The following is a 26,579-nucleotide window of genomic DNA, read 5'->3' on the forward strand; positions in this document are numbered from 1 at the left end:
CCGCTGCTCCACTCCGCGATGTTTAGTGGTGGGTAGAGATGGATTCGAACCACCGTACCTTTCGGAACAGATTTACAGTCTGCCGCCTTTAACCACTCGGCCATCTACCCACAATGTGTTGCGCTATAAAGTTAAAATGGCGACCCCGATCGGACTTGAACCGACGATCTCCTGCGTGACAGGCAGGCATGTTAACCACTACACCACGGGGCCGGATTTTGGTGGGCGATGACAGGATCGAACTGCCGACATCCTGCTTGTAAGGCAGGCGCTCTCCCAGCTGAGCTAATCGCCCGAATTTGGTGACCCATACGGGATTCGAACCCGTGTTACCGCCGTGAAAGGGCGGTGTCTTAGGCCGCTTGACCAATGGGCCGCTAGCGCAATAACTATATTACATGGACTAGCTTTACTTGTCAAATACTTTTTTCTATTTAGTAGAATAGGCATATTTTAGGAGAACTATGCGCTTAAATTCCCACAATATCTGGTTATATATCCCTGTTTCTAGTTAGTTATACCGCACTTTGTCAGGAAAATACCAAGCCTCCGATCCATTTTGTTCCAGAACCTTTGCCCAGAGAAGGTTAACTCAAAAGGTTTCACTTTGAGAATAACCTGACCAGTCACAACTACTTAAGGTATGCGTATTCTATCTCAAGACACTCATAGTCTATCTGATGGGAGGAATTATTGGGATGCAATTTTTAAGCGTACCACCCGGCCAGCACCAATTGCCAGGGCTTCCCTATGCTTATAACGCCTTAGAGCCGGTGATTAGTGCTCATGTCCTGAATTTACATTACAACCAGCATCACAAAAGTTATGTCGAAGGATTAAACAAAGCCGAGCTGGCTTTAGTCGATGCCCGGCAGCGGCAGGATTTCTCTTTGGTAAAGCACTGGGAACGGGAATTAGCTTTTCATGGCTCAGGACACATTCTCCATAGCCTGTATTGGACCTCCATGGCCCCCTCAGGAATGGGCCAGGGTACCCCCGGCCCCCATACCCTCACCCATATGGTCAATTACTTTGGGAGTTTTCATAGCTTTAAGGAACAATTCACTTCCGCCGCCAATCAAGTGGAAGCCTCCGGCTGGGCGTTGCTTGTATGGCAACCGGCCTGGTGCAGGTTAGAGATACTTACCATCGAGAAGCATCAAAACCTATACCAGGCCGGCGGAATCCCCATCCTGGTCATCGACTCCTGGGAACATGCTTATTATCTTGATTATCAAAACCGGCGCAGCGACTATGTCAACAACTGGTGGCATATCGTCAATTGGTATGGGGTGGAAAGACGTCTTGAGCATGCCATGCAATTGCTGTTCCCTATGGCTTTAATCCCTTGAACTCCCTTGCCTTGTCAACAGAATCACTGTGGTGATGATCAAAGCAAATCCGACCATATCGATCCAGACAAAGGCTGTGCCCAACCAAAAAGCGGAGAACAAAGCGGCTGACACGGGCTCTACGCTGGCGATCATGCTGGCCTTTACCGGCCCGATATCACTGACCCCCTGCAAATACAGGGTAAAGGACACCACCGTTCCGATCACAATGATCGCCAGCATCCCCCAAAACACCTGCCAATCCAGGGAGACGGGAATCTGCCAGGGCCGGATAAACACAAGCAAAATCGACCCGCCCATCAACATACCACAGCCCGTAACGACGATGCTCCCCCATCTGTTAATAATTTTCCCTGGAATTATGGTGTACAGCATCAATCCCAAAGCGGCCATCAGGCCCCAGAAAAGGCCTTGGGTCGATATGACCAGGTTGCTGACATTGCCATGGGTGGCCAATAAAAAGGTGCCGGTTACAGCTAAAACAATCGCCACCCCTTCTGTCTTCGTGGGCAGCCGCCTGTCCATTCCGCAAACGAAAATCATAATCAATAAGGGTCCCAAGTACTGCAGCACCGTTGCCGTTCCCGCATTGCTGTGAGATATGGCCAATAAATAGGTATATTGACAGGCGATCAGCCCAAATATACTAAAAACAATGAGGGTCCAGCGGTCCTTTTTATTGCTGAACAACCCGACCATTTGCTCCCTGTATTTAAATAAAACCAAACAAAATAAGAGCAGTCCCGCCGTAAGCATCCGTACTACGGTAACCCAATGAGGGTCGATGCCCTTCACCGAAAAAAGGTATTGTCCGCAGGCACCGGAAAAACCCCAGCTAATCCCGCCGATAAGCGTCAGTATCGTCCCTCTGACAGCTTTTGTCCTGATACCTTGAGCCTTTTCTTCACGCTTTTCAACTATAAGTTCATTCATTATTCTCTTTCAAGTACTTGCTTCCAATCGGGTACTTGCCTTTGCCCTTCACTTTTTAATAATCCGGCTCGTTCAACCTATAAACTTCACAAAACACTGCCGGGAGCGGGGACCATCAAATTCACAAAAATAAATCCCTTGCCAGCGGCCTAAAAGCAGCCGGCCATCCTTAACGATGACGGTCTGAGAGCTCCCTATAAGGCTGGCCTTCAAATGGGCTGCCGAATTCCCTTCCCCATGCCTATCCTGAGCCATATCCCAAGGGCAGAGCTCATCCAGCCGCCTCAGAAGATCACGGCAAACATCGGGATCGGCATTCTCATTAATCGTGATTCCCGCCGTGGTATGAGGGCAATAAATCACTGCCACCCCATCCTTGAACTGGAAATTTTGCAAAAAACCTTCTATTAAAGAAGTAATATCAATCCATTGATTCCTTTTTTGAGTCTGTAGGTTCAGGGTATGGACCATGTTCTTCTCTCCCCCCTTCCCGTCTCACCACCCGGGTCATTTCCCGTTGATGCTTTTCGCAATAGATTTTCCAGGCGAATTTTTCAGACCGGTTTAAACAATAGCGGGCCATGCGCTCGTTAACAGCCTTTTGACAAATACTGCAGCGAATATCTCCATACTTGGGTCTGTACTGCATTCTTTCCCGGCGCTGACGGGCCGCATACTCATTGCGCAGGCCCAGATCGGTCAGATTGATTTTTTCTATCCTCTCCACAATCTCAAGGATCTCCTCATCACTGAGCACCGCAGGCTGATTCTGGGCCAGTTGCAGGATTGAAGCCGGCAGATCTATATCATAAAAGACCACACCCGAAAAAACTTTCAGATTGCAACTCCGGTTAAAGGTCACATAGGAAAACACGGGAATAGTTTTATCAAGCCCCGCCAGCTCCTGCAGCACCTGAACCCGGACCTGGTTCTCCATGATCGGATTGGGGAAGGTCTTCACCCTCCAGGTAATCGCCTGATACCACTTGGGTTCCTTTTCTTCCCCTACGATCAGTCCCGATAAATTATTGGCTTCTAAAAGAAAAATTCCATAAGGAGAGATCAGAACATGATCAATCTGGTGGAAGCGGCCCTTGGTTCCTAACAGGAGATTGCTCAGCCGGCGAAAGCATCTTGGTAAGTGGGCAAGCCCCACTTCAAGCTTATATTCCCCTATTTCATGTTTGCGTTGTTTCTTGCTCCGCAAGGAGCCTCTTTCCTTTGCCCAGTTATAAGTATAATAATTGGTTCTATATTTCTTCCTTTGCCAAACCTCCTGAGCCGCTTCCGGTTCAGGAGATATTTTTTTTGTTGCTTTTTTTCGATTCCAAAAGAACAAAGCTATCCCCCTAGTCATCAATTGCTCCATTATTGGCTTACAGCATGCCACTATTTTACCATATTCCAAGGTGAATAACTAACTTCTGAATCCTTTCACCCCAAAATATGTAATGAATTTCCACGTATTTCATAAAGTATTAATGAAGGAACTTTAGAACTTGATGTCGAATCAGAATAAAAATACGTGCATTTATAATAAAAGCCTAATCTGGGGTATCCTAGAGCGGGGGACTAAATTTCTGGGGTGAATCGCACTTCCTGTGCGTAGGGCTTACACTTTCGCCCGAATCCGTCAACTAACCCCGTAGGCTAAGAAAGGTGTCTGAGCATGCATTTTAAGGAAAGCTTGTCTCAATTCAAGACTTCTGCGTCCGATCAAGTTCAAAAAATTGCAAAAAACATTTCTTGGAAATCGCCTCGTGTTCTTGGTTCTTTGACAGTTACCCTTGTCCTGACCGGCAGCTTAGGATTTTATTTTCTAACGACGACCACTGCGGCGGCTGTGATGATCAACGGCCAGCAAGTGGGCTATGTGGAAAACTCCCTTAGCGGACAAACCCTTGTGGATACATACCTCCAGGAAAAAGGGGAGCCCTATGGTGTCGTTGCCAAGACACGGGACCAGATCAACTATGAAAGTGTCCGCATCAAAAACAGCGCTTATAAAGAGTCTGAAATCAAGGAAGAAAACTTAGCCGACTCTTTGAGCTATTATCTGGAAGGCTACAAAGTTCTGGCCAATGGAACCCCCATAGCTTATTTACCCAGTAAAGAAGACGCGGACAAATTACTTAAAGAATACGAAGAGTACTATTCCAAATCCAGCGATGAAAACAAGATCACTTCCGTCAGCTTCTTAGAAGAAGTAACCATTGAAAAGGTTTCCATTCAGCCCAGCCAAATGACCTCCCTGGAGCTGGCTTATGAACAGCTCATCGAAGGCCAGGTTACCACAAAAGAATATACTGTAGAGGAAAAAGACTCCTGGTGGTTGATCGCCCGCAAAAATAATATGTTGACCGCCGAAGTTTTGGCCGGGAATTCCGGGGCAACTGAAGACACTGTGATCAAACCGGGAGATGTGCTCAAACTTGTCACTGTTGAACCTTATCTGACTGTCGTAAGCCAAGGTACATATTCCGGACAGGAGATCATTCCTTATGACGTAGTCACTAAAACTGATTATAAACTTAACCCGGGCCAAACTAAAGTTGTCACTAAAGGCAGTAACGGTTCCAAAATTGTAACCTATTCTTATGAGCAGAGAAACGGTGTCGAGGTAGCCAAAAAAGTTCTCGATGAGAAGATTGTCGAGAAACCCGTTGATGAAGTCGTCTCTAAAGGTCCCAGCAAGCAAACAGTCAATGTAGCCTCTGCCACCTCGCGGGGCAGTGCCAACGGTTCTTCCCTTGTCGATCGGGCTCTCAGCTTTCAAGGTGCGAAATATGTTTTCGGAGGTACCAGTACCAGTGGTTTTGATTGCTCCGGCTTTACCAAGTACATCTATTCCGGGTCCGGGATCTCCCTTCCCCGAACCTCCTATGATCAATTCAATTCAGGTTCATCTGTGAGCAAAGATAATTTACAAGCGGGAGATCTGGTCTTCTTCAGCACCTATGCTTCCGGAGCCTCTCATGTAGGTATCTACATCGGTAACGGCAAGTTTGTTCACGCCTCCAATCCCGGAAGTGGGGTTAAGGTTTCCGGAGTAAGCGACAGCTTTTATGGCCCCCGCTATTTGGGAGCACGCCGTTACTAGTTGCCTGACCATTAAGATTTCTTAAAGCCAGGGGCTGTTCCGAGAGGACAAGCTCCTGGCTTAATTAATAGGGCTCTCCGGCCCCTCAGGCAGCACCACAGAAAAAAACACCTTCCCGTGATTTAAAGAAGGTGTGATCTCCTGAAAAATATCTCTAGTGAGGCTTTTTAGTAAAATAGAACATTCCGCCCACTGCCATAACCACTATAAAAAGGATTAGATAGTAGAGAACCGCCCAGCGGTGAGCATAAACAGCAGCGATGACCATAAAGACGCAGGCACAGATCGCCAGAGTAGGCATAATAAACCGTTTAAAGGCGCTTAAGGATTGCTCCTTTTTCATCATCATCATAAAGATGGGGATATACATAGCGTACAGTGTGACAATGGGGAGCTCCGAGCTGTCAAAGCTAAAGGGGCCAAACCAGGGAGCCGAGCCATGAATGGGTACCAAGTTTGCGCCAAAGAAATAGAGCAGCCACCCTGCCGTAAATAACAGTCCCATGATGGCGGAGTTGGTCGGCATATTGGTGTTGGCATCAATATTCTTATAGATATGGGGCTGAGGACCAAGATTTCTGGCGGCCAGGGAGTAAAATCCCCGGGTACATCCCAGCATTAATCCATTAAGGGTTCCTAAGCAGGAGATGACCACAAACACAAAGAGTACGGACCCGCCAAGATTAGAGAAGACTGTAGAAAAGGCAATCTTGGCTCCGGTTTCTCCCCCTTCCATGATCACGCTGTTTTCCACGGCACCGGCAAGCCCGGTGTAGTATAAAATATAAATTAGAGCGACAAACATCGTGCCAAAGGTTAAGGCACGAGGAAGATTCTTTTTGGCATCTCTTAATTCCGCATTAATACTGGTGGCAATGATCCAGCCTTCATAAGCAAAAGCAGTGGCCACCACAGCGGTAAACAAAGGATTGGCGGTTGATACATCAGCGATAACGCCACTGGTAAAGTTCTTAATCAAAACACCGTTGCTTAACCCGGTAACGGTCCCCAGGACAGCCATTAAAATCAGGGGGATCAACTTAATAATCGTGGTGGAAACCTGGAATTTTCCCGCCAATTTCGGGGACAAAGCATTGAGAGCATAGCTTCCCACCAAGTAGAAGCCTGCAATAGCCATCGCTTCCGCACCTACGATATCCCACCCCAGGAGAACGCAGGTATAGCGGGCTGAGACCCAGGCCAATACGGAGGTAATGGCCGGATAATAAATTGTGGTCATAAACCAGCCCAAAATATAGGCATAGCCCCGGCCCATGGTGGCTTCAGCGTAATCCACGACCCCATTGACCTTTTCATAACGTGTCGCCATAGTAGCAAATACATAGGCACAGACAATCATGATCATGCCGCCGATCACCCAGGCCAAAATACCCAGGGGCAGATCCCCGCCGGTAGCCAGCAAGATTTTCTCCGCTTTAAAAAACACGCCGCTTCCGATAACAATTCCGATAACCATGGCAATCGCGGTGAATAAACCATACTTTTTCTGTAGCTCATAATCCATAAGCAGCACTCCTCCATAATGATGTCACAGCCACAACTTTAGCAAAAATATTGCCACAATTCAATAACAGGCGCGACTATTTTTTACTTTTTCGTCTCATCTCCCGGCATAACGGCAAAAGAAAGTTTTCTTAATCGGCGCTCTCCCCCGCCGTCTTTAGTGTCCGCCGCTTTATGAAGTGTTTCCCGGAGGGTCTGCACTAATTCATCACACTCCTGATCGCTGAGATAAAGGGCATAACTTTGAAAATCAATTCGATCCTGAATGAGGTCATAATCCTTATTCTCTAAATACTTATCGAAATCCCTTAACAAAGTCATAGCAAAAGCGTAGAAATGCAGCGAGGGATCGTTTTTCAGACGATAAACCTTTTCCACTGTCCCCCGGATTTTATATTCTGCACAAACTTCGATGATTTCATCCTCGGCCAGCTTATTAACATGGCGGTAAAGGCTGGCCGGAGGAAGGCCGGGCAGCTCCTCAGCGATCCGCTTCACCGTTTCCGTCTCATTCTCTAAAAACAGCTGCAGGATATCCATTCTTACGGGATTCAGTAAACTATTTAAAGAGTTGCTAGCCATCAAAACACCTCGCTTTAATATTGTTCTCGATAATTATCTCATTTACTATAATATTATCAGTAACGATATTAATCAAGAGAAAATTTTATAGATAAAAGAAAACACCTTATTGCCATTGCCTTCAATAAGGTGCTCTCCATCCGGATTTCATGGAGGAATGAGGAATACCGGTCGGATGAGATTAGGTGTTATGGAGCCCTAGACCCAGCTTACGATATAGTGTGTGCCCGGCGGAATAGTGCTTTCAGCTGCGTCTGTTTTGGACTCGATGATCTGCCATTGACCCGGCAGTCCCAATTCCCTGGCCGCCAACTCAAAATGGCACATGGCGATGCCCATATCCACTCTCTGAATATCAAAGCCCAGCCCTTTACCATAATCTTTTGTTCTCTGCAGATAGAAGTGAACCCTCCCCTGAGCCATAATAATTCGCCAGGGCTGTTTGTTGGAAGCCGATGGGGCAAGCCGGACCATCTCCAATGGTGTAGCATATTTATCCGCCTCCGCCTCCGTCAGGGGCCGCCTAAAATCCTGGTTAAAGAAGAGTTCCTGCCATGGTTTGCGATTCTTGGAACCCGCGGCTAACCTCATGGCGGATTCCAGCAAACTGCGTTTCTGATGGGGATAGCCGATAGGTGTTATACAAGGCATAATCTCCCCGGCCTGCAACCCGATGGCCTTGCTGAATTCATTTTTTGTATACGTTCCCCCTAACCAACAGGTGCCAAGACCTAAAGAAGTAGCATACAGGATCAGTTTTTCGAGAACATACCCGAAGTCTTCCAAATCCCGCTTTCCTTCTGGAATGGCCGCCACAATATAGGAAGAAGCACCTTTGATGACGCCATAGGTTCCGAGCTTTATATTAGCCTCTTTTTGGGCGAGCCCTCTTGCAACGAGCTCAAATCTGACTGCTCCGCCAAAGGGTCCCTGATTATCCTTAAAAGCCAAGTTAATCTTTTCTTTCAACTCAGGGTGCAGAAATTCTTCTTTATACGTTCTCACGGAAATCCGTTTCTTCATTTGTTGGATCATGGATAGATGAACTTCTTCTGCCGGCATATCAAAACCTCCACTATATCTTTTCCGTTATTTTATCTACTATATCTACTATACATCTACCATTAAAATGTATTTAGAGTTAAAATGCAAATTCAGCCGGCTTCTCCAAAAAAATTCATTCAAATTTAGGAAACCGGTAGTGGCCCGTAATCGGACTGGGCCAGGAGAGCAAACGATCCTCTTCAGAAGCCACGGGCCCCCCATTATGAAGGATAAAGGGAACGCCATCAGGCCGGCGGCGATCAGAGATAATGGCTATGTGTTCATGGGGCAGTGCAAAGGTGACAATATCTCCAGGCTGCCACTGAGCTAAGTTATCCACATCATTGGGAATGACTTCTGTGGTCAACTCCTGACCGTGCCGTTGGAAAAAGACCCTTAGATTTTGCACGCGGCGAAAATCTATATTGGCGTCCCGCCCCTCGTCAACCCTTGGATAGAGAGCGGTATTCTGGCGGATATCTTCATCGATCATGGCTTTAAGATCATATCCCGCATGGAGAAGTGCTCTCCAAATGACATCTGTACATACCCCTTCATTCTCCGGAGGATACCCTCCTGCATAATAAGCATCCCGATAACGGGGCCTCTTCCGCACTTCTTCTTTACCCCCGGCCACGATATCCTCCAGATCACTGATGCCATCCTGATCCTTGTCCACAGGGCACTCAATGGTAGGTACCTGCAAATAAAGTATGGGTTCAAGACGCCTTATTTCCGGGGCGGAGTCCTTGCTGCAGCCTGTGCATGAGAGCAACAGTGCACCGACAATTAAGGCGCTCCGATAACCGGACTTCTTGGGGAGTTTACCTCCCCTTAAGCATTGATACATATCTGCTCCCCCTATGGCTAACCAAGCATTATCCTCAATCCTTGCCTTTTGGTTCATCTCTTAAAAATTTCTACATCTTCCCTTTCAGATCCTTTTTTATACAGAAAGCATATGGCCCAATGACCATATGCTTTCTGTCAATATCATTCCATAATTAGATGCAGGAAGAATGCTAGCGGATAAAATTAGTTCTCAGCCCCTCTTCCTGAGAGGGAAATGGTATGCCGGCTCTGAGCCCGGCTTCTTTACACTTTAGAAACCAGGCCATATTTCTGCCCAAGGTTCGCATAACCTGCAAACCTTCCTCATCCTTTCTGACCTCCTCCGGTGTATTGCCGTGAACCATGTTCCAATACTTCGATGAGATAATCGGCATCTCCTTGATCGCAAAGTACTTATTGAGCTGGTCCAGGCTTGCTGTCGTTCCTGCTCTGCGGGCGGAGACCACCGCGGCGGCAGGCTTTAAGTAAAAGGCTTGTTGCCCCGAGCCGGAATCAGTGTAGAAAACCCGGTCCAAAAAGGAAGTGATCGCGCCCCCAGCCGCTGCGTAATGGACCGGGGAGCCAAACACAAAACCATCAGCTGTCTGGGCAAGGTCCAGGAATTCATTGACAGAGTCGGAAAAAACACAGCGTTGATGTTTTCGACAGTGTCCGCAGGCAATACAGCCGTTGAGAGGTTTTGTCCCCAGGTGAAAAAATTCAGTATCAATGCCCTCTTCATTCAGTGCCTTAGCCACCTCTTCCAAAGCGGTAAAGGTGCACCCATCTTTGTGAGGACTTCCGTTCACTAATATAACTTTCATGGCTTCCCTCCTGACATTTTTTCTCCATCACCATTATACATCAAAAACCCGGGCTACCTCTGCCAGTTCTTTTATAATCGGGATATGCTGGGGGCAATGCTGCTCACATTGCTGACAACGGATGCAATCCGAAGCCTTGCCAAAGTCCTGGGTTAAATTCCGGTAGTAGGTCTGCTGGGTGGACAGCCCATGGCGCTGCTGATTATTGTACAAAGAAAAATATTTCGGTATGGGGATTTGCATCGGGCAGCCTTCCACGCAGTACTCACAGGCGGTACAGGGAATCGCTATGTCATTGTTGATTATGGCGATAGCCTTTTGGATGAGCTCCTGTTCTTCCTCTTTTAAGCTGATGAAATTTTGCATATAACTGGTATTATCCATGAGCTGTTCGAGGGTGCTCATACCGCTGAGCACCATGCAGACATTGTCCAGGGAGGCTGCATAGCGGACCGCCCAGGAAGCAATGCTTTGGTCCGGGTGATAACCCTTAAAGAGTTGCTCGGCTTCTTCAGGTACAGTCGCCAAGGCCCCGCCTTTGACGGGTTCCATAACGATGACCGGTTTATGATGCTTGGTCGCGACTTCATAGCACTTGCGGGATTCGATTCCTTCATCCTCCCAGTCAATGTAATTAATCTGAAGCTGCACATACTCCATTTCCGGATGTTCGGTTAATATCCGATCCAGCAAGGCGGCCTTGTCATGATAAGAGAAGCCAATGTGTTTTACTTTACCTTCCGCTTTTAATTGCCGCATAAATTCAAAACCGCCGTATTCCACTGTTGCAGCATATCTGGCGGCATCCAGGGCATGCAGTAAATAGTAATCAAAATACCTGACTCCGCATCGTTCTAATTGCTCGTCAAATATCCTCTGGTAATCTTCCTTCTTCGTGACTAAAGATGCCGGCATTTTATCCGTGATGGTAAAGCAATCCCTGGCATGGCGTTCCACAAGAGCTTTTCTCAGCGCAATTTCACTCATTCCCTGATGGTAACGGTAAGCAGTGTCAAAATAGGTAAAGCCTCTCTCCAGAAAACAATCCACCATCGTGTTCACTTGTTCCTGATCGATACTCTGGGGATTCTCCTGAGCTATTAAGGGTAACCGCATCATTCCAAATCCTAACTTTTTCACTGTTGTGCCACCTTTGTCGATGATTTTCATGAACCTCAAAAATGAGCATCCTGATATTAGCTATCATAGCACCTAAACTTAACTTTAGGTCAAGACTTTTAATAATCGTTCATAAGCATTCGATAAGTACAGCGGGATTCACAGCGATCGCTGCTGTGGTTGCAATGAAAATCCGCAACCTCTCCCTCCGCATTCGGATCGGCTGAGGGGTAGCGGTATATTTTTAAAACAACGAGTTTGCTGGCCACACTGCACACTTCTTCCCGTTCTTCAAGCTTGTACTCCAAGGTCCCACCCCCACCCTCTGCTTAGGCTCTTGAACATTCTGTGGTAGGAACGTCTTAACGGATTTTCGCCCCAAAAGGCATGAAAGCAAGCTGGGCAAATTTAAAATGCTGTATCCCAAAGGGAATCCCCAAAACAGTTAGGCAGAGCAGCAGACCAATCACCAGGTGACCCACGGCCAATTCCCATCCGAAGAAGAGTATCCAGAGAATATTCAGCAGCAATCCGCCCACACCGAAGTTCCCTAATTCTATCTCTTTGCCAAAAGGCCAGAGAACAAACTGTGCGATCTTAAAACATTGAAGGCCAAAGGGAATGCCGATGATCGTAATACATAAAATCAAACCTGCCAAAAACCAGGCAATCGCCGCCAGGATCCCTCCGAATACTAACCAAACTATATTGCCCAATAGATTCATACTCTTTCCTCCACTTCATCCGGAATTCTTAATTTCTCTGTAATGATGCATTTTCAACACAGCCCCATATGAAAAAAGCTGCCGATATATTGTTGAGCTTATTAATTCGATGTATAATGATCAGGCACAAATAATAATCAAATAACCTTTACATAAAACCTAAAATTTTTTATTGACTTCTCTCATTATACTCGATGCAAGGGGTAGAAGCTTCTTTGTTAAAAGATTTATTTATTAATATGACCATCCTCATTACGTTTATCAGTTTAATCACTCAGTTGCTAAAAAACTACAACCTGGAAGAGAGTACTGCCCTTCTGACTAAGCTCTTTTTTGGTTTTTTATCAGGAGCCCTGGGGATTGTACTCATGCTCTTTACCATGCCTGTTGACGAAATTACGATCATCGATTTTCGCAATATCCCCATTATTATGTCGGCAGTTTTTGGCGGCGCCCTTACAGTATATATTACGGGGATTATGATTGCTTTGTTTCGCTTGATGTTCTTTGGCTTTAATACAGGAGCTCTTCTTGGCGTGGTAACAGCTCTTATTAATACCGTCGGCTGTTGGCTAATCGCCCGGACCCTCTTAAAGACCTGGCAGAAATGGGCCTACTCCACCTTCTTTGTCCTTTTTGCTTCATCCTTTACCCTTACCTACCTGCTCAAAGATAAATCCGATTTCTTGAAAATCATGCTCATCTATTGGCTTTCTTATGCCCTTGTCTCAGCAATTGCCTACTGGTACCTGAGTTATAACAATACAGCCAATAAGATATATCGGCGGTTACAAAAAGAATCCACCAAAGATTTTCTCACCGACCTTAATAATGTAAGGCAATTTGACCTGCTCCTCAATAATGCTGTACATAATGCTCTGGAAAAGGAGGAGCATCTTTCCCTCCTCATGCTGGATCTTGACTTCTTTAAAAAGGTCAACGATACTTACGGACACAAAGAGGGCGATTATGTGCTCAGGGAATTAAGCAAAATCCTCAGAACAAGTTGCCGGGAATTTGATGAAGTCTCCCGCAATGGGGGTGAAGAATTTCCGTTTTACTGCTTGATTGTCCCAACGCTCAGGCTCTGCGTATAGCAGAACGCATTCGCCATAATGTAGAGAATTACCCTTTTCAATTAGCCAATAATAAAACCATCAATATTACAGTTTCAATCGGAGTGGCCACCTATCCCGATACCTTAAGGGACATCGGACAAATTGTTGAACAAGCGGATCAATCCCTGTATATAGCCAAGAGAACAGGCCGCAATAAAGTACACTCCGGCGGACCTTGTTCGTAAATCCGGACTGCATATTCTAATCGTGAAATGAGGACACCTGGATAGGTGTCCTCTCATATAGGTCATACAATTCCAATTCCGGCTAATCCCTGGGCTCCCGATTGGTCTTTTTCGGCAGAAAGCGTTCATGCTCCGCCCTGGAGCGCATCAGGATGGTCAGCCATTCCTCTTGAGTAAACATACGACCAAGCTGTGAAATTTTTTCTTTTAAGGTATCATACTTTTCCGGGTACTCTTCTTCGATGACATCCATCATGAGTTTAGGCTGCTCGACCTCCGGTTGAGCATTTTTCTTTTTACGGAATTTTTTTACCCTTAAATATCTAACCATAAAAACCTCAAGCTTTTCGCTTTATTGTGATTTTACCTCTGTCCATATTCTATCATAAATTGGTAAAACATCGGAGAGATCTTCAAAAACTTCCGAACCTTTTAATTCACCTTCAGCTGGATAATAGGCCGGATCGGAAGTCAAATCATCAGGAAGCATGGCCCTGACTTCTTTTTGGGGCGTGGAATAGCCGATGTAATCAGCGTTTTTGTACGCTACATCTGTGCTGCACATAAAATCAATAAACTTCTCCGCCATTTCTTTGTTTTGACTGGTTTTAGGGATAACCATAGCATCATACCAGATATTGCTGCCTTCTTTCGGAATGACGTACTCCAGATCCGGGTTTTCACCTTTCATGAAGACCGCATCCCCTGACCATACCACAGCCATGGCCGCTTCATTGCCGATCATCTTATCCTTTACTTCGTCCCCTACATAAGCCATCAGCAAAGGCTTCTGCTGGATCAGCAATTGTTTGGCTTCTTCCAGCTCTTTTTCATCCCGGCTGTTCAAAGAGTAGCCCAGTTTTTTCAAAGCCACGGCAATGGAATCCCGTTGGCTGTCCAGCATCAGGATCTGCTTGGCGTATTTTTTATCCCATAAAACATCCCAGCTGTCCACCACGCCATCCACCATGGTCTTGTTGTAAATGATCCCAACGGTGCCCCACATATAAGGAACCGTGTATTCATTATTAGGATCAAAGGCCAGATTCTTGAAGCGATCATCAATTTTGGCGTAATTAGGAATCGCCTTCATATTAATGGTATGGAGCAGCCCTTCATGGATCATTTTGGTGATCATATAATCCGAAGGGATGGCCACATCATACTTGGCTGTGCCTGCTTTAATCTTAACATACATTTCTTCGTTGGTGGCGAACTGTTCGTAGATGACATCCACATTATTGGCTTTCTCAAACTCAGCCAGGACCGATTCATCAATGTAGTCTCCCCAGTTGTAGACATAAAGCTTAGCCTGATCCGACCCGCCGCAGCCGGCAAGTCCTACAAGCATAGCGACCAGGAGCACGACCGCCCCCGCTTTTTTCAGCACCGATTTTTTCAATACATCTCCCTCTTTTCATTGGATTTATCCTTGGCCATCCGATAATTTACAAAGACCAAAATGATCATAATAAAAATAAACATCAAGGTAAGCAACGCGTTAATTTTGGGGTTAATTCCCCGACGGGCCATGGAGTAAATGGTGATCGCCAGATTGGATACCCCGGACCCCGTGGTGAAAAAGCTCACGACAAAATCGTCGATGGACATGGTAAAGGCCAGCAGAAAGCCGGTGACAATCCCCGGCGAAATCTGAGGCAGGATGACCTTTTTGTAGGCCTCAAAAGGAGTGGCTCCCAAATCCAGGGCCGCATCGTAAGTATCGTCACTTAGTTGGCGCAGTTTCGGCAATACCGAAAAGATCACAAAAGGCAAATTAAAAGTGATATGAGCAAAAAGCATGGTCATAAAACCCAGTTTGAACTTAATAAAAATGAAGAGCAGCATCAAGGATATGCCCATGACGATATCCGGACTGAGCATCGGCAAATAGGTTACATTTAAGGTCATGGCCTTGGGGAACCCATGCATATTGTTGATGCCGATAGCCGCCAGGGTGCCGATGAGCGTAGCGATCAGAGAGGCAAGAATGGCTACCACTAAAGTGTAATAAAGTGCAGAGGCAATCTGCCCATCCTGAAAAAGCTCACTGTACCACCTTAAGGTGAACCCATCCCAGTTCCCCCGGGACTTGGAATCGTTAAAAGAAAAGATCATCAGGATCAGGATCGGGGCATAAAGAAAGAAAAAAATCAGCAAGGTATAGCTTTTCATCAAGAAAGACTTCACCAGAATCTACCCCCTTCCTGATCTTTGTCCGTCTTGGACATAATCCCCATAGTCAGGAGCAGTAAGATCATGAGAATCAGGGATAAGGATGAGCCGAAGCCCCAGTCTCCGGTGGTGAGGAATTGCTGTTCGATCAAATTGCCGATCAGCATATATTGACCGCCCCCTAACAGCCTGGAGATGACGAAGGTCGTCACAGCCGGCATAAAGACCATGATAATACCTGAGGCCACACCGGACAGACTTAAAGGAAAGGTCACTTTAAAGAAAGTCTTATAAGGGGTAGCCCCTAAATCCTCCGCCGCTTCGATCAGGGAGTGGTCGATTTTTTGTAGGACGGAATAAATAGGCAATACCATAAAGGGGAGAAAATTATAGACCATGCCCAAGATCACCGCTTTATCTGTGTAGAGGATATTTAAAGCCGGCAAGCTCAAGGCGGCCAAAAACTGATTAATGATGCCCTTATTTTCCAAAAGAGTCATCCAGGCGTAGGTTCGGGCCAGAAAATTCATCCACATGGGCAAAACAAAAAGAACGATTAAAAAGTCTCTTCTTTTCAGGCCCTTGGAGGCCAGAATCATCGCCATCGGATACCCCAGCAGCAAGCAAAACACCGTGCTGATCAGAGCGAGCCAAACCGAACGCAAAATAACCTTAAGATAGATGGGTTCAAAAACCCTTTCCAGATGCACTGTTGTAAAGCGAATCCCCTCGGGACCGCTTTCAAACAGACTGAAATAAACCACCAAAATCAGCGGGACAATGGTGAAGATCAGCATCCACAACAGATAGGGAGCGGTCAGTAATTTTTTTTTCAATCCCCTCTCACCTTCTTCATAATGTGAATATCATTGGGGAGGATCCTGAGTCCGACCTCATTCCCCACTTCCTCCATCTGTGTGCTGTGCACCATCCAGCAAAACTCGCTGCTCTGAATCATCATTTCATAATGAACACCCTTAAAGACCACGGATTGAACCTTACCGGTGAGCATCCCTTCCTCTGCCGGTACCAGCTTCAAATCTTCGGGACGGATGACCACATCCACATCTTCGTTGGCGCTGAACCCCTTATCCAGACATTCAAAGCGGCGGCCTTGGAAATGGACCAGGAAGTCCTGGAGCATGATCCCGTCCATTATATTGCTTTCCCCGATAAAGTCGGCCACGAAAACATTCTTCGGTTCGTTATAAATATCAATGGGAGAGCCAATCTGCTGGATTCTCCCTTCATTCATCACCACCACGGTATCGGACATGGTCAGGGCTTCTTCCTGATCATGGGTAACAAAGATAAAGGTGATCCCCAGGCGCTGCTGAATTCGTTTCAGCTCCAGCTGCATCTCTTTACGCAATTTCAAATCCAAAGCGGCCAAAGGCTCATCCAATAACAGAACCTCCGGTTCATTGACGATAGCTCTGGCAATGGCTACCCTTTGCCGTTGTCCTCCGCTTAAGGAATCAATATTTCTTTTTTCGAAACCCTTGAGGTTCATCAGCTCCATAACCTGAAGCACCTTCGCGTAAATGGCCTTATTGTCAACCTTCTTAATCCGCAGACCAAAGGCAATATTCTCGAAAACATTCATATGGGGAAACAAAGCATACTGTTGAAAAACCGTATTGACTTTCCGCTTATAAGGCGGAACATCATTGATCTTTTTGCCCTCAAAGAGGATATCCCCACCGGTAACATTTTCAAACCCTCCAATGATTCGAAGGGTTGTGGTCTTTCCGCAACCGCTCGGTCCAAGAAGGGTTATAAACTCATTGCGCAAAATATATAAATTTATGTTATCCAGGACTTGTACCCCATCGTACTCTTTCGTCACGTTGACAAGCCTGATGATCTCTTCGCTCATGCCTGACCTCCTCAAACCAAGCCGGTTGTCGAAAACCGGCAGTTATTAAAAACATAACAATGTCTATTTTACATTTTAACAGAATAACGTCAATAATTCTCCAAGAAAAATAAAAATAAATCGGCATTTTTCTTATTCCTTCGGCAAAGAACCGTCTACAGCCCGGAGACTTGTAAACGGTTCTTTGGCATGTTCTGCCTTGTCGTTATTTTGATCTAAAGTTCTTCAGATACTCGGCCGCTGAGCGGTTCATCTCCAGGGAGAAGTCCGACATATATTTACGGTCGCAATAAGCCTTGGTGCTTTCACAGACATCTTTCCCGCTCAACCCGGATTTTTCATGACGCGTGCGGTGCATTTCTTCATGCTCTTCCTGGCTGAGCCTGTGGTATCTGTTGGCAAAGACCAGGTACTGCTCGTCAAAGCGGGCAGGTTTTTTCCTGTTCCGCTGGGATTCTGTAGGATAACCGTAGACCAGCATCGCCGCAGGCAGTACATAATCAGGTAGTTCCAATACATCGCGAACCGCTGCATAGTTCTCAAGAATATCCCCGATATAACAAGACCCTATCCCTAAGGATTCAGCAGCCACCACAGTGTTTTGCGCAGCGATCAGGGCATCGGCACAGGCCAGCAGAATATCCCCTTCCCCCGGCTGTCGCGGCTTGCAGTCCGCATAACAATAGGCATCATACCAGCGCTGATAATCCGCAAGAAAAATGAGGACCAAGGGTGCCTTGGCAATAAAGGGCTGGTTATCACAAAGCACGGCCAGCTTATCTTTAAGAGCCTGGTCCGTAATATCCAGTATGCTGTAAAGCATCATTGCTCCCGCAGTGGGGGCGGCCAAGGCGGCTTGGAGGATCTCCTTCTTAGTTGCTCCCTCAATAGGCCTCTCTGCAAAGACTCTGACGGATTTTCTGTTATTGATCTGGTTCAGGACTTCATTCATGGCTGTTCCTTCCCTGTGGAGTAATATTTCAGCAGGTCTTCAACGCTGACGACACCTACCACTTTGCCGTTTTCAACAACCGGCATAGCAGCGATATGATTGCTTAAAAGCTTGCCGGCAGCTTCCTGTACACTCTCATCCGGATGAACTGAAACCACATCTTTAGCCATAACCCAATCCACAGGACAAGACTCAATATGCCCGGGCTGAATCATAAAGCGGAAAATATCTGCTTTGACAACCATGCCGATCAGCAAGTGCTGCTCGTTAACCACAGGCAACCCATTGACTTTCTTTTCGGTCATTATTTTCAACACATTCTCGATCGGGTCTGTCTCCCTGACCGTAACAAATTCTTTGGCCATAACTGCTCCGATTTTCATATTCTCAACGCCTCCTTAATATCCAGCTCTATTCACCATATGAGCAGCTTCCGGTCGCTGCTCATAAAGTTCTTCAGTTAATGTAGTACAGTAATAATTCGATTTAAGTTCATTCTTTCCTTTACTTATCATTAAAAATATTTGTTTTACTAAAACAATTAACTCTAATATGACAAGAAATATCTTTAGGGGATGCAATCACAATCGTTATGGCTTAGACATAAGCTGACACCAAGCACCTCCTGCCTACAACTTCCATTGAAATTCAAGATTGTTTGTTGTTAAAATAGGGACAAGGAAGGGATGAATGATGACTGTAAAAAAAGTCGCGCTTGGACTTGGAACTATTGCTGCACTCATTTTTTTGCTCCTGGCATCATTCAGTTTTTATTTCTATCAAATGGTCATTGAACGAAAGCCCCAGGCCCCTTGGTCCCAAAACACAAAACTGACCCCCGTATCTATGGAAAACAATGAGATGCACACCTTCCCGGTGATGGCCATGGCCATCAGCCCCGCTTCCCCAGAGCCTGCTTATGCTGAGAATTCCTCCCTAACTGGGCAGACTCTTCCCAGCTGGATTGAAAGCCAGCCTTATCAGCTCTGGACTGTTACCTCCGGGGATGAGCTGAAGCTGATGGGCTATTACCTTCCCGCCAGGATACCGACTACCAGAACAGTTATTTTAGCCCATGGCTACAGCAGTCAGGCTCTGGAAATGGGGGAATTCGCCAGATTCTATGGAGAGAAACTGGGTTATAATGTCTTGCTTCCCGATGCCAGAGGCCATGGTATCAGTGAAGGGAGCTACACCGGGTTTGGCTGGCCGGATCGCCTGGATTATCTGCTCTGGATTCAGGAAATCACCGACAAGGTGGGACCTGACGCTCAAATCACCCTGCATGGTCTGTCCATGGGGGGAGCTACGGTAATGATGGTCAGCGGTGAAAACCTCCCTGAACAAGTGAAAGTTATTGTGGAAGACAGTGGTTATACCTCAGTTCGGGATGAACTTGCTTACCAGCTTAAGCGCCTGTACAATCTTCCTGCCTTTCCTCTGCTGCCGGCTGTCAGCCTGCTCACAGAGATTAAGGCGGGGTATAGCTTTTCTGAAGCCTCCTCCTTAAAGCAGCTGGAAAAAAACCATACCCCCATGCTTTTTATTCACGGGGCTCTCGATGATTTTGTACCTGTGGAAATGGCCCTGCAGCTGTACGAGGCCTGTCAAGCAGAAAAGAAGCTCTATTTAGCTGAGAACTCCAGTCACGGGATGGCTTTTTACACAGATCGGTCTGCTTATGAAGCGATTGTTGAAGACTTCATAAGCTTGTTTATGGGGCATTCTCCCCTGGATTGAACGAGACTTCTTTCAGTGATAAAATTTTGTTCATTGCGATGAAAGGGATGTTTTCCAAACCGGAATCCATCCCTCTTTTTGTTATACACTCATGCCGGTCTCGCTCCAAATCACTAATAATGCATGGGGCAATTCCGGTTCTTCTTGAAAGACATAGCGAGCGATCTATTGACCATTTTTTTCACCTTTAAAATAATTGTTACATAAGTAACTAATATTGTTGCAAGTGTAACAATATTCACTTATAATATGAATGTGCGCACAAGGTCTATTAAAGGTTACTTTCTCTGCAGGATTGTAACATCATATGTATTTTTCCACAAATTAAAAAACTGTTTCCCAGCACCACTCAAGTTCGAACAAGTGAACCAAAAAGCGTTAAGGAGTTGAGAAAGTTGGTTAACTACGAGTATTGCCCTCACATTATAACGAAGCAAAATGAACTTGAAAAAGCCTTCATGGAAAAGTTTGAAGCAGGCAATTATTCACTGGAAAATCCTTTGGTTATATTGAATCCATATGAAGTTGCCCCACTGACTGCTATGATTTTATTTAACACCCCTATTGCCTGCGAAGCAAAAATCATTGTAAAAGGGAAGGAACATCCCGGTGACATTCAACATACTTTTCCTGCCGCGACAAGACATATTCTCCCAGTCTATGGTCTATATGGGGGTTATGAGAATACTATAAAAATTACCCTCTCCACCTCCAGCTCAAATACAATAACCATACAAACAGAACCTTTACCCAAAAGTGTTGCTATTCCTTCTTCAATAAAAACAACGTCTGAATATATGGGCAATAATTTGATGTTCCTTTCGCCTTCTATGGCATCTCTGACTGTTGGCTACGATTATGCCGGAGAGGTACGCTGGTATTGCTCTTTAAACGTATGCTTCGATTTAAAACGTATGCCTAACGGACATCTCCTTATTGGTACCGGTCGTTTGGTAAAAGTACCTTATCACACATCAGGCTTGTATGAGATGGCTTTCAGTGGAAAGATTTTCAAGGAATTTATCCTGCCTGGCGGCTATCATCACGACCAGTTTGTCATGGATGACGGCAACATCTTGGTCCTTACCCAGGATTTCCATGCGGACACGGTTGAAGATGTCTGTGTATTGATTGATCCCCATTCCGGTGACATTTTGAAAAAATGGGATTTTAAAAACATCCTTCCTCAGGATGTAGCCGGATCAGGCACTCAGACGGCACATGATTGGTTCCATAACAACGCGGTTTGGTATGATAGCATGACCAATAGCCTGACCCTTTCCGGTCGCCACCAGGATGTCATTATCAACATAGACTATGAAACGGGCGGGCTCAACTGGATGATTGGTGACCCAGAGGGCTGGCCCCAGGAACTGGTGGATAAATACTTCTTTACCCCCGCAGGTGACGGCGAGTTTGACTGGCAGTATGAGCAACATGGTTGTGTCGTCTTGCCGGATGGCGACATCATGGTTTTCGATAATGGACATTATCGATCGAAAAACAAGGAGAATTATCGTCTGAATAAAGACAACTTCTCACGCGGGGTTCGTTATCGGATTGACACTGAAAAGATGAGAATTCAGCAGATTTGGCAGTATGGTAAAGAGCGTGGGGCAGACTTTTTCTCCCCCTTCATCTGCAATGTTGAATATTATGACGAAGGTCACTATATGGTCCACTCAGGCGGTATCGGCTATGAGAACGGAAAGCCCTGCGAAGGTTTAGCGGTGGGCAAGTCCAAGAACCCCAAGTTTAAGGATAATGTGTATACCCTTAATTCCATCACCTGCGAGCTTGTCAATGATGAGCTGGTCTATGAACTGCAAGTTCCCGCCAACTTTTACCGTGCAGAAAAATTGCCGATTTATTATGCCAACGAAGTTGCCGAATTGTGTGAGGGGCAGCGACTTGGACAATTCGTGGAAATACAAACAACCCGGATGAAAATTAAAGCCGTAGAAACAAAGGAGTTCATACCGGAGCATTATCAGGCGAAGATCATTGAAGAAGAAGACCGTTTCTGCTTAAATGCAATTTATGAAAGCGGAGAAACTGCCCAATTGCTCCTCGTAAGTGAATCCGGTGAAATCTTAAGGTATCCCATCAATACGGTGGCTCAGGCTTATGGAGCCATGTGCGTGGGAACCTTCCAGAAATCCGATCCCCGCAACGTAGACACTTTCGTTACCAAAACCGGGCTATCCGGGAAATACCAAGTAAAGATGGTTGCCGAAGATAAAATTTACGAAACGGGTGTGACCATTAGCGCCTAAAAAACCATTGACGAAACGACACAAGCTATTGGGCGGTCATAAAAAAACCGCCCTCAATAGCGCTGATAGTTAAAGGAGTGGAAAAGATGTCCTTGGCGAAGCTAGACGAAAATCGCTTCAACGAAGTTGTTTACGATATTGGAGAACCTTGCCTTGTAATTTTCTCTCGAAAAGCATGTCACGTATGCCAAAACGTTTTGCCAATCTTAGAAGAGTTACAACCAAACTATTCAGGAAAATTCGGTTTCTATTATGTTGATGTGGAAGCAAATAAATCCTTATACCAAGGGTTTTCCCTGAAAGGTGTTCCTCAGATCCTTTTCTTTAAAGATGGAGAATACCAAGGCAAGTTAACCGGCTCTGTTGAAGAAGAACAGCTTGCAGAGAGAATTGCCGATATCACAGAATCCTAAATATAGTACCTGTGGATAATCAAGGGAACTTAAGTTTAATAACTTATACTCAAAATCGTATTCAATCCGGGTTAAGAAACCTTTATTAAAAAGGAAGGATTGGTTAATATGGCAAACGCTTCATTAAGCAAAAACCAGCAAACCGAATCACCAAAAGTCAGCAATATGAAAACCTACATTCATACTGCAATTGGCTTAGCCTTTATGTTGTTATTTCCCCTACTTCCACCAATACATCCTATTACCAAGATTGGTATGACAATTGTCGGTATTTTTATCGGTTTAATTTATTTATGGACAACGGTCAGCAGAACATGGCCCAGTCTGCTGGGTCTTGCGCTCATTGGTATATCCGGCTTCGCCGGACCTGGCTATGCCGGAATGCAGGCAGTCGGGCTGAATGCTTTTGGTTACCATACCGTAATGGGAGCTGCCTTAGCGATGGTTCTTTTTGGAGCCGTGGGATACTATGGCTGCACGAAGTATATTGCCCGTTGGTTTTTGACAAGACCGATTATTAACAATCGACCTTATGTTTTTCTCACAATGTATTTTCTGGCTTGTTATACCATATGCGCCCTAACTTCACCTATTGCAAGCATGTTTCTTCTTTGGGGAATTACTGTGGAGCTTCTAAAGAATTTACAAGTTGAAGAGAATGAGAAACTCTATAAATTTATGATCGTAGGAACTTATATAACGGCCCTTATAGGTCAGCCGTTGATTCCTTATAAAGGCTCTCAAATGGTTATGATCAGTGCTTACCAAAAAATAATCGGTGAAAACTTAAACGTTCTTGGATATATGGTATTTAGCATTATCATGGCCATACTCTTATTCTCAGTATTCTTATTATTTGTTAAGTTTGTTTATCGAATTGACCTGACCAAATTAAAGAATGTAACAGTTGATCAATTTAATGCTGATCCTCTGCCGCCGATGAACCAGAGACAAAAATTGTTCATGGCTACCATTGTCATTTTTATCTTTGTCTTGGTAGTGCCTGAGTATTTGCCCAGTTGGATACCTGGTGTCGATATATTAAAAAGCATGGGATTCTTAGGTGTAACAATGTTTCTTGTCGCCGCTATGACTTTGATTCACATGAAGGATGGCAAACCGGCTTTACAATTCCAAGAAGTAGCAGCTAAGTCACTCCATTGGGATGTAATCTTCTTGATTGCAGCTGCTGTGTATGTTTCCGGTATATTAACGAGCGACGAAACAGGTTTTAAGCTGTTAATAAAAGAAATACTGCAACCTATTTTAGGGGGACATTCCGAGTTCGTATTTGTTGCGATTTTCTTAACTGCCGCTATCCTATTATGCAATCTGACCAATCAGCTTGCCATGGTACTGGTTTTACTTCCTATTCTTAATGTTTTCGCTTCTCATTGGGCTGGGGGTGCGGTGCCCATATCTATGACTCTAATTATGATGGTCTTTATGTCCATGATGACCCCGGGAGTAACCGCTCATGCGGGAATGTTGCACGGACGAAAGGATATAAGTTATGTAGACATTGTGCGTTATGCATTGCCAATTATCATTGCAGCGTTAATACTCTATATGCTCATTGGCTATCCCCTTGCTAAATTGATTTTTGCTTAATATCTTTATAACATAGAGGTTTATTGGTGCCTATTCTGAAAAATATTGTTTCGACCCCCTTGCTATAGGGGGTCTTCCTTTACTCAAACTTTAACCCTACGTGCTTAGTTTTGCGCTGCGGTAATCATACAGGACAAAAAATAGTATAAGGAGGCAAAATTATGTCTGAAGACATTAAAAAACAACCTATAGGTACTGTAAGGGGATGGCTGGTATGCCTGGCAGTCACTTTCGCAGGTATCGTTGTCATGATGAACCAGTTCAAAGTCCCTCCTATTCAAAGGGATTTAATGTCAGTATTTCAGGTTGATGCCGGTGCGGTGGGATGGCTAACCTCGGTCTTTGCTCTAGCAGGTTTAATTCTTGCTATTCCGGCCGCCTTCATTCTCCGGGGAGTGGGGCCAAAAGTAACCGGCATGCTCGCCCTGGGCGCAACAATGCTTGGTGTTACCATTGGTGCTACTACCAATGAGTTTATTGTACTCTTGTTGAGCCGTGTTATTGAAGGTACCGGTGTAGCATTGATGGGAGTCGTTGGTCCCTCTGTTATTGCTATGTATTTCAACCGTGAGAAATCAGGCCTGCCCATGGGAATCTGGAATATTTGGTATGCCACCGGTTCGTTTACTGCCTATAATGTAGCTGTACCCATTGCGACACGATTTAGTGGCGGAACTTTAAATTGGCATAACATGTGGTGGTTTGGCGGTATTATGGCTTTAATAGCTTTTTTGCTTGTTGCTTTTATCGTCACTAAGCCACGACCTCAAGATGTGATTGGTTCCCCTTCCCGTCCTATAAACAAGCCGCTCAATGCACCTATTAAGGTTAAATTAACCGATGGCTTTAAGGTGAAAAGAGTATGGGTATTAGCCGCCGGGTTTTGTTTCTTAATGCTGACCAGTTTGAGTTTTCTGACCTGGGCTCCGACTTTTTTTCGGGAAGCTTACGGTATGAGCCCGGCAACTGCCGGAAGTTTATCAAGCTTAGGATATGTGACAAGTATTCCTGCCAGTTTAATCTGTGGTCTGCTGTTGGTGAAATTCAAAACGATAAGACAGCGCAATATCATGCTTATCCTTTGTGCTGTGATTGAACTCGTTATTTATCCCTGGTGCTTCCTCATACCGCAAAATTATATAACCCCTTACTTAATCCTTTGTGGTCTTGCCACAGGTTTTACCGCCGGTTGTGTCTGGGCGGCTGTTCCTCTTACCATGCCGAAGAGAGCGACCATCCCCTTAGGTATGGGAATTTTACAAGCTTTTAAGAGCCTTGCCAATATGCTGGGGACCCCGATAATGGGTTATATCGTCCAAGTTGGCGGTACTCCGGATGCCCCCATCTTTGATTGGAGCAGAGGCTGCCTGCCGATTGGTATATATGCAATTCTTTCTATGACCTGTATGCTCATTTACGCAAAAATGAAGTCCGAAACCTTTGAAGAACATGTATTTAAGGCCAATGAAAAATATATAAAAAAAATTCATAAATAAGATTAAAAAGGCATTTTATGATTTGTTTGCCTTCTGCTATATAAAAAGCTTATACTAGATTATATAATATGTTAAATGTAATATTTTTGCATATCTAAGGATTTAATGGAGGGCACTCATGGTTAAACACTTAGGAAAATATATATCAACCATTCATCGTTATGGGCAAACATTTTTCAACCCATTATTAGAGAAATATAATTTAAACGGCAGTCAAAGATACTATATTTTTCTATTGAATCTATACGATAACAACGGCATAATTCAAGATGAGCTTTCCAAAAAAGTAAGATTGGATAAGGTAACAACTACACGGGCTCTTCAAAAACTGGAACAAGAAGGTTATATTTACCGGATCGTCAGTGAGGAGGATCGGCGAGCGCAAAGAATTTATACAACACCAAAAGCAGAAGAAGTTCGGGAAGATCTAGAGAGTATCTTCTCAAATTGGAACGAAGTCATGTTAGGTAATCTTTCCGAGAATCAAAGGAAACAATTATTTAAACTAATGGAACAAATCTTGTCTAATGTGACTGATTATTTTGAGGAACAAGAAAAAAATCTGGCGGCTAAGCGCTGAACTTGATGTACATTGAAGTGACAAGAGCAAATAGTTTAAAAATGGCGACTATCTGATAAGTAGTCGCCATTTTTAAACTATTTATTGAGAATCTGTAATGTGATATTTAATCTCTTTATT

The 26,579-nt window shown here is 45.0% G+C and carries 26 protein-coding genes, 4 tRNA genes, 1 pseudogene and 1 riboswitch; of the genes and pseudogenes, 9 read left to right on the top strand and 22 right to left on the bottom strand.

Features of this window, described 5'->3' with window-relative positions; all coding sequences use genetic code 11:
- Positions 1-26: 26 nt before the first annotated feature.
- The 4 genes from BUA14_RS19345 to BUA14_RS19360 form a co-directional block, all read right to left on the bottom strand.
- A tRNA-Tyr gene (locus BUA14_RS19345) sits at positions 27-110 on the bottom strand.
- A 27-nt stretch (positions 111-137) separates the two neighbouring features.
- A tRNA-Asp gene (locus BUA14_RS19350) sits at positions 138-213 on the bottom strand.
- Positions 214-219: 6 nt separating this feature from the next.
- Positions 220-295 (bottom strand) — tRNA-Val (locus BUA14_RS19355).
- A 5-nt stretch (positions 296-300) separates the two neighbouring features.
- A tRNA-Glu gene (locus BUA14_RS19360) sits at positions 301-376 on the bottom strand.
- Positions 377-698: 322 nt separating this feature from the next.
- On the opposite strand from BUA14_RS19360, the gene BUA14_RS19365 reads away from it, so the two are divergent.
- On the top strand, positions 699-1,352 hold the full coding sequence (locus BUA14_RS19365) for a superoxide dismutase (protein ID WP_207649557.1): 654 nt from the start codon (positions 699-701) through the stop codon (positions 1,350-1,352).
- On the opposite strand, the gene BUA14_RS19370 is transcribed toward BUA14_RS19365, so the two are convergent.
- The 3 genes from BUA14_RS19370 to BUA14_RS19380 all read right to left on the bottom strand — a co-directional run bounded on the left by BUA14_RS19370 (position 1,341) and on the right by BUA14_RS19380 (position 3,624).
- Positions 1,341-2,285, bottom strand: a complete 945-nt coding sequence (locus tag BUA14_RS19370; protein WP_072774095.1) for a DMT family transporter — start codon at positions 2,283-2,285, stop codon at positions 1,341-1,343. The genes BUA14_RS19365 and BUA14_RS19370 overlap by 12 nt on opposite strands.
- A 72-nt stretch (positions 2,286-2,357) precedes the next feature.
- The gene (locus BUA14_RS19375; RefSeq protein ID WP_072774096.1) at positions 2,358-2,756 is read right to left on the bottom strand and encodes a secondary thiamine-phosphate synthase enzyme YjbQ; all 399 of its coding nucleotides are present in this window, start codon (positions 2,754-2,756) and stop codon (positions 2,358-2,360) included.
- Entirely contained in the window at positions 2,707-3,624 is a 918-nt protein-coding gene (locus tag BUA14_RS19380; RefSeq protein ID WP_072774097.1) for a nuclease-related domain-containing protein, read from the bottom strand. Before BUA14_RS19380 ends, BUA14_RS19375 begins: the two co-directional genes overlap by 50 nt.
- Positions 3,625-3,816: 192 nt before the next feature.
- Positions 3,817-3,952: riboswitch (cyclic di-AMP (ydaO/yuaA leader) on the top strand.
- 2 nt (positions 3,953-3,954) lie between these two features.
- On the opposite strand from BUA14_RS19380, the gene BUA14_RS19385 reads away from it, so the two are divergent.
- Positions 3,955-5,385: a C40 family peptidase gene (locus BUA14_RS19385; RefSeq protein ID WP_072774098.1), complete on the top strand. Its 1,431-nt coding sequence runs from the start codon at positions 3,955-3,957 to the stop codon at positions 5,383-5,385.
- 154 nt (positions 5,386-5,539) lie between these two features.
- Here BUA14_RS19385 and BUA14_RS19390 read toward each other — a convergent pair whose 3' ends face one another.
- The 8 genes from BUA14_RS19390 to BUA14_RS19425 all read right to left on the bottom strand — a co-directional run bounded on the left by BUA14_RS19390 (position 5,540) and on the right by BUA14_RS19425 (position 12,034).
- Positions 5,540-6,910, bottom strand: coding sequence for an APC family permease (locus BUA14_RS19390; protein WP_072774099.1), 1,371 nt, complete (start codon positions 6,908-6,910; stop codon positions 5,540-5,542).
- An 83-nt stretch (positions 6,911-6,993) separates the two neighbouring features.
- Positions 6,994-7,491 (bottom strand): helix-turn-helix domain-containing protein, encoded by a 498-nt coding sequence (locus BUA14_RS19395; RefSeq protein WP_072774100.1) that lies wholly within the window; start codon positions 7,489-7,491, stop codon positions 6,994-6,996.
- Between the two features lie 198 nt (positions 7,492-7,689).
- Entirely contained in the window at positions 7,690-8,553 is an 864-nt protein-coding gene (locus tag BUA14_RS19400; protein WP_072774101.1) for a nitroreductase family protein, read from the bottom strand.
- Positions 8,554-8,668: 115 nt separating this feature from the next.
- Positions 8,669-9,385 carry a DUF1287 domain-containing protein gene (locus BUA14_RS19405; protein ID WP_072774102.1) on the bottom strand — a complete coding sequence of 239 codons (717 nt, stop codon included), beginning with the start codon at positions 9,383-9,385 and terminating at the stop codon, positions 8,669-8,671.
- A 172-nt stretch (positions 9,386-9,557) separates the two neighbouring features.
- Positions 9,558-10,190 carry a flavodoxin family protein gene (locus BUA14_RS19410; RefSeq protein WP_072774103.1) on the bottom strand — a complete coding sequence of 211 codons (633 nt, stop codon included), beginning with the start codon at positions 10,188-10,190 and terminating at the stop codon, positions 9,558-9,560.
- A 33-nt stretch (positions 10,191-10,223) separates the two neighbouring features.
- Positions 10,224-11,360 (bottom strand): aldo/keto reductase, encoded by a 1,137-nt coding sequence (locus BUA14_RS19415; RefSeq protein WP_072774104.1) that lies wholly within the window; start codon positions 11,358-11,360, stop codon positions 10,224-10,226.
- Between the two features lie 68 nt (positions 11,361-11,428).
- Positions 11,429-11,617 carry a hypothetical protein gene (locus BUA14_RS19420; RefSeq protein ID WP_072774105.1) on the bottom strand — a complete coding sequence of 63 codons (189 nt, stop codon included), beginning with the start codon at positions 11,615-11,617 and terminating at the stop codon, positions 11,429-11,431.
- A 54-nt stretch (positions 11,618-11,671) separates the two neighbouring features.
- Positions 11,672-12,034, bottom strand: coding sequence for a YccF domain-containing protein (locus tag BUA14_RS19425; RefSeq protein WP_072774106.1), 363 nt, complete (start codon positions 12,032-12,034; stop codon positions 11,672-11,674).
- A 239-nt stretch (positions 12,035-12,273) separates the two neighbouring features.
- Between BUA14_RS19425 and BUA14_RS19430 the strand changes: the two are divergent.
- A pseudogene (locus BUA14_RS19430) lies at positions 12,274-13,337 on the top strand (GGDEF domain-containing protein).
- 82 nt (positions 13,338-13,419) lie between these two features.
- Here the strand turns inward: BUA14_RS19430 and BUA14_RS19435 are convergent.
- The 7 genes from BUA14_RS19435 to BUA14_RS19465 form a co-directional block, all read right to left on the bottom strand.
- A complete protein-coding gene (locus BUA14_RS19435) occupies positions 13,420-13,668 on the bottom strand; it encodes a hypothetical protein (protein WP_072774107.1) in 249 nt (82 codons plus the stop codon).
- Between the two features lie 21 nt (positions 13,669-13,689).
- Entirely contained in the window at positions 13,690-14,739 is a 1,050-nt protein-coding gene (locus BUA14_RS19440) for an ABC transporter substrate-binding protein (protein WP_072774108.1), read from the bottom strand.
- Complete coding sequence (locus BUA14_RS19445; RefSeq protein WP_072774109.1) at positions 14,736-15,527, bottom strand: ABC transporter permease; 792 nt, start codon at positions 15,525-15,527, stop codon at positions 14,736-14,738. The genes BUA14_RS19440 and BUA14_RS19445 overlap by 4 nt, the downstream gene beginning before the upstream one ends.
- On the bottom strand, positions 15,524-16,348 hold the full coding sequence (locus BUA14_RS19450) for an ABC transporter permease (RefSeq protein ID WP_072774110.1): 825 nt from the start codon (positions 16,346-16,348) through the stop codon (positions 15,524-15,526). Before BUA14_RS19450 ends, BUA14_RS19445 begins: the two co-directional genes overlap by 4 nt.
- Entirely contained in the window at positions 16,345-17,391 is a 1,047-nt protein-coding gene (gene potA, locus BUA14_RS19455; protein WP_072774111.1) for a spermidine/putrescine ABC transporter ATP-binding protein, read from the bottom strand. The genes BUA14_RS19450 and potA overlap by 4 nt, the downstream gene beginning before the upstream one ends.
- A 205-nt stretch (positions 17,392-17,596) precedes the next feature.
- Positions 17,597-18,343 (bottom strand): nitroreductase family protein, encoded by a 747-nt coding sequence (locus tag BUA14_RS19460; RefSeq protein WP_072774112.1) that lies wholly within the window; start codon positions 18,341-18,343, stop codon positions 17,597-17,599.
- A complete protein-coding gene (locus tag BUA14_RS19465; protein WP_011459708.1) occupies positions 18,340-18,726 on the bottom strand; it encodes a CBS domain-containing protein in 387 nt (128 codons plus the stop codon). Before BUA14_RS19465 ends, BUA14_RS19460 begins: the two co-directional genes overlap by 4 nt.
- Before the next feature lie 307 nt (positions 18,727-19,033).
- Between BUA14_RS19465 and BUA14_RS19470 the strand changes: the two genes are divergently transcribed.
- From BUA14_RS19470 to BUA14_RS19495, 6 genes are all read left to right on the top strand, one after another.
- Complete coding sequence (locus BUA14_RS19470) at positions 19,034-20,083, top strand: alpha/beta hydrolase (RefSeq protein WP_072774113.1); 1,050 nt, start codon at positions 19,034-19,036, stop codon at positions 20,081-20,083.
- A 395-nt stretch (positions 20,084-20,478) separates the two neighbouring features.
- Positions 20,479-22,359 (top strand): aryl-sulfate sulfotransferase, encoded by a 1,881-nt coding sequence (locus BUA14_RS19475; RefSeq protein WP_072774114.1) that lies wholly within the window; start codon positions 20,479-20,481, stop codon positions 22,357-22,359.
- Positions 22,360-22,415: 56 nt separating this feature from the next.
- The gene (locus BUA14_RS19480) at positions 22,416-22,772 is read left to right on the top strand and encodes a thioredoxin family protein (RefSeq protein ID WP_282433384.1); all 357 of its coding nucleotides are present in this window, start codon (positions 22,416-22,418) and stop codon (positions 22,770-22,772) included.
- Positions 22,773-22,880: 108 nt separating this feature from the next.
- Positions 22,881-24,383, top strand: coding sequence for an SLC13 family permease (locus BUA14_RS19485; RefSeq protein ID WP_072774116.1), 1,503 nt, complete (start codon positions 22,881-22,883; stop codon positions 24,381-24,383).
- Between the two features lie 161 nt (positions 24,384-24,544).
- Positions 24,545-25,879, top strand: coding sequence for an MFS transporter (locus tag BUA14_RS19490; protein WP_072774117.1), 1,335 nt, complete (start codon positions 24,545-24,547; stop codon positions 25,877-25,879).
- Between the two features lie 118 nt (positions 25,880-25,997).
- A complete protein-coding gene (locus BUA14_RS19495) occupies positions 25,998-26,459 on the top strand; it encodes a MarR family winged helix-turn-helix transcriptional regulator (protein WP_072774118.1) in 462 nt (153 codons plus the stop codon).
- The last annotated feature ends 120 nt before the right edge of the window (positions 26,460-26,579 follow it).

Source organism: Desulfitobacterium chlororespirans DSM 11544 (assembly GCF_900143285.1).
Taxonomy (GTDB): domain Bacteria; phylum Bacillota; class Desulfitobacteriia; order Desulfitobacteriales; family Desulfitobacteriaceae; genus Desulfitobacterium; species Desulfitobacterium chlororespirans.

Coding starts and splice junctions, on each gene's coding strand:
- BUA14_RS19365 (WP_207649557.1), top strand. CDS start 699: ATGCAATTTTTAAGCGTACCACCCGGCCAGCACCAATTGCCAGGGCTT.
- BUA14_RS19370 (WP_072774095.1), bottom strand. CDS start 2,285: ATGAATGAACTTATAGTTGAAAAGCGTGAAGAAAAGGCTCAAGGTATC.
- BUA14_RS19375 (WP_072774096.1), bottom strand. CDS start 2,756: ATGGTCCATACCCTGAACCTACAGACTCAAAAAAGGAATCAATGGATT.
- BUA14_RS19385 (WP_072774098.1), top strand. CDS start 3,955: ATGCATTTTAAGGAAAGCTTGTCTCAATTCAAGACTTCTGCGTCCGAT.
- BUA14_RS19390 (WP_072774099.1), bottom strand. CDS start 6,910: ATGGATTATGAGCTACAGAAAAAGTATGGTTTATTCACCGCGATTGCC.
- BUA14_RS19395 (WP_072774100.1), bottom strand. CDS start 7,491: ATGGCTAGCAACTCTTTAAATAGTTTACTGAATCCCGTAAGAATGGAT.
- BUA14_RS19400 (WP_072774101.1), bottom strand. CDS start 8,553: ATGCCGGCAGAAGAAGTTCATCTATCCATGATCCAACAAATGAAGAAA.
- BUA14_RS19405 (WP_072774102.1), bottom strand. CDS start 9,385: ATGTATCAATGCTTAAGGGGAGGTAAACTCCCCAAGAAGTCCGGTTAT.
- BUA14_RS19410 (WP_072774103.1), bottom strand. CDS start 10,190: ATGAAAGTTATATTAGTGAACGGAAGTCCTCACAAAGATGGGTGCACC.
- BUA14_RS19415 (WP_072774104.1), bottom strand. CDS start 11,360: ATGAAAATCATCGACAAAGGTGGCACAACAGTGAAAAAGTTAGGATTT.
- BUA14_RS19425 (WP_072774106.1), bottom strand. CDS start 12,034: ATGAATCTATTGGGCAATATAGTTTGGTTAGTATTCGGAGGGATCCTG.
- BUA14_RS19435 (WP_072774107.1), bottom strand. CDS start 13,668: ATGGTTAGATATTTAAGGGTAAAAAAATTCCGTAAAAAGAAAAATGCT.
- potA (WP_072774111.1), bottom strand. CDS start 17,391: ATGAGCGAAGAGATCATCAGGCTTGTCAACGTGACGAAAGAGTACGAT.
- BUA14_RS19460 (WP_072774112.1), bottom strand. CDS start 18,343: ATGAATGAAGTCCTGAACCAGATCAATAACAGAAAATCCGTCAGAGTC.
- BUA14_RS19465 (WP_011459708.1), bottom strand. CDS start 18,726: ATGAAAATCGGAGCAGTTATGGCCAAAGAATTTGTTACGGTCAGGGAG.
- BUA14_RS19470 (WP_072774113.1), top strand. CDS start 19,034: ATGATGACTGTAAAAAAAGTCGCGCTTGGACTTGGAACTATTGCTGCA.
- BUA14_RS19485 (WP_072774116.1), top strand. CDS start 22,881: ATGGCAAACGCTTCATTAAGCAAAAACCAGCAAACCGAATCACCAAAA.
- BUA14_RS19490 (WP_072774117.1), top strand. CDS start 24,545: ATGTCTGAAGACATTAAAAAACAACCTATAGGTACTGTAAGGGGATGG.
- BUA14_RS19495 (WP_072774118.1), top strand. CDS start 25,998: ATGGTTAAACACTTAGGAAAATATATATCAACCATTCATCGTTATGGG.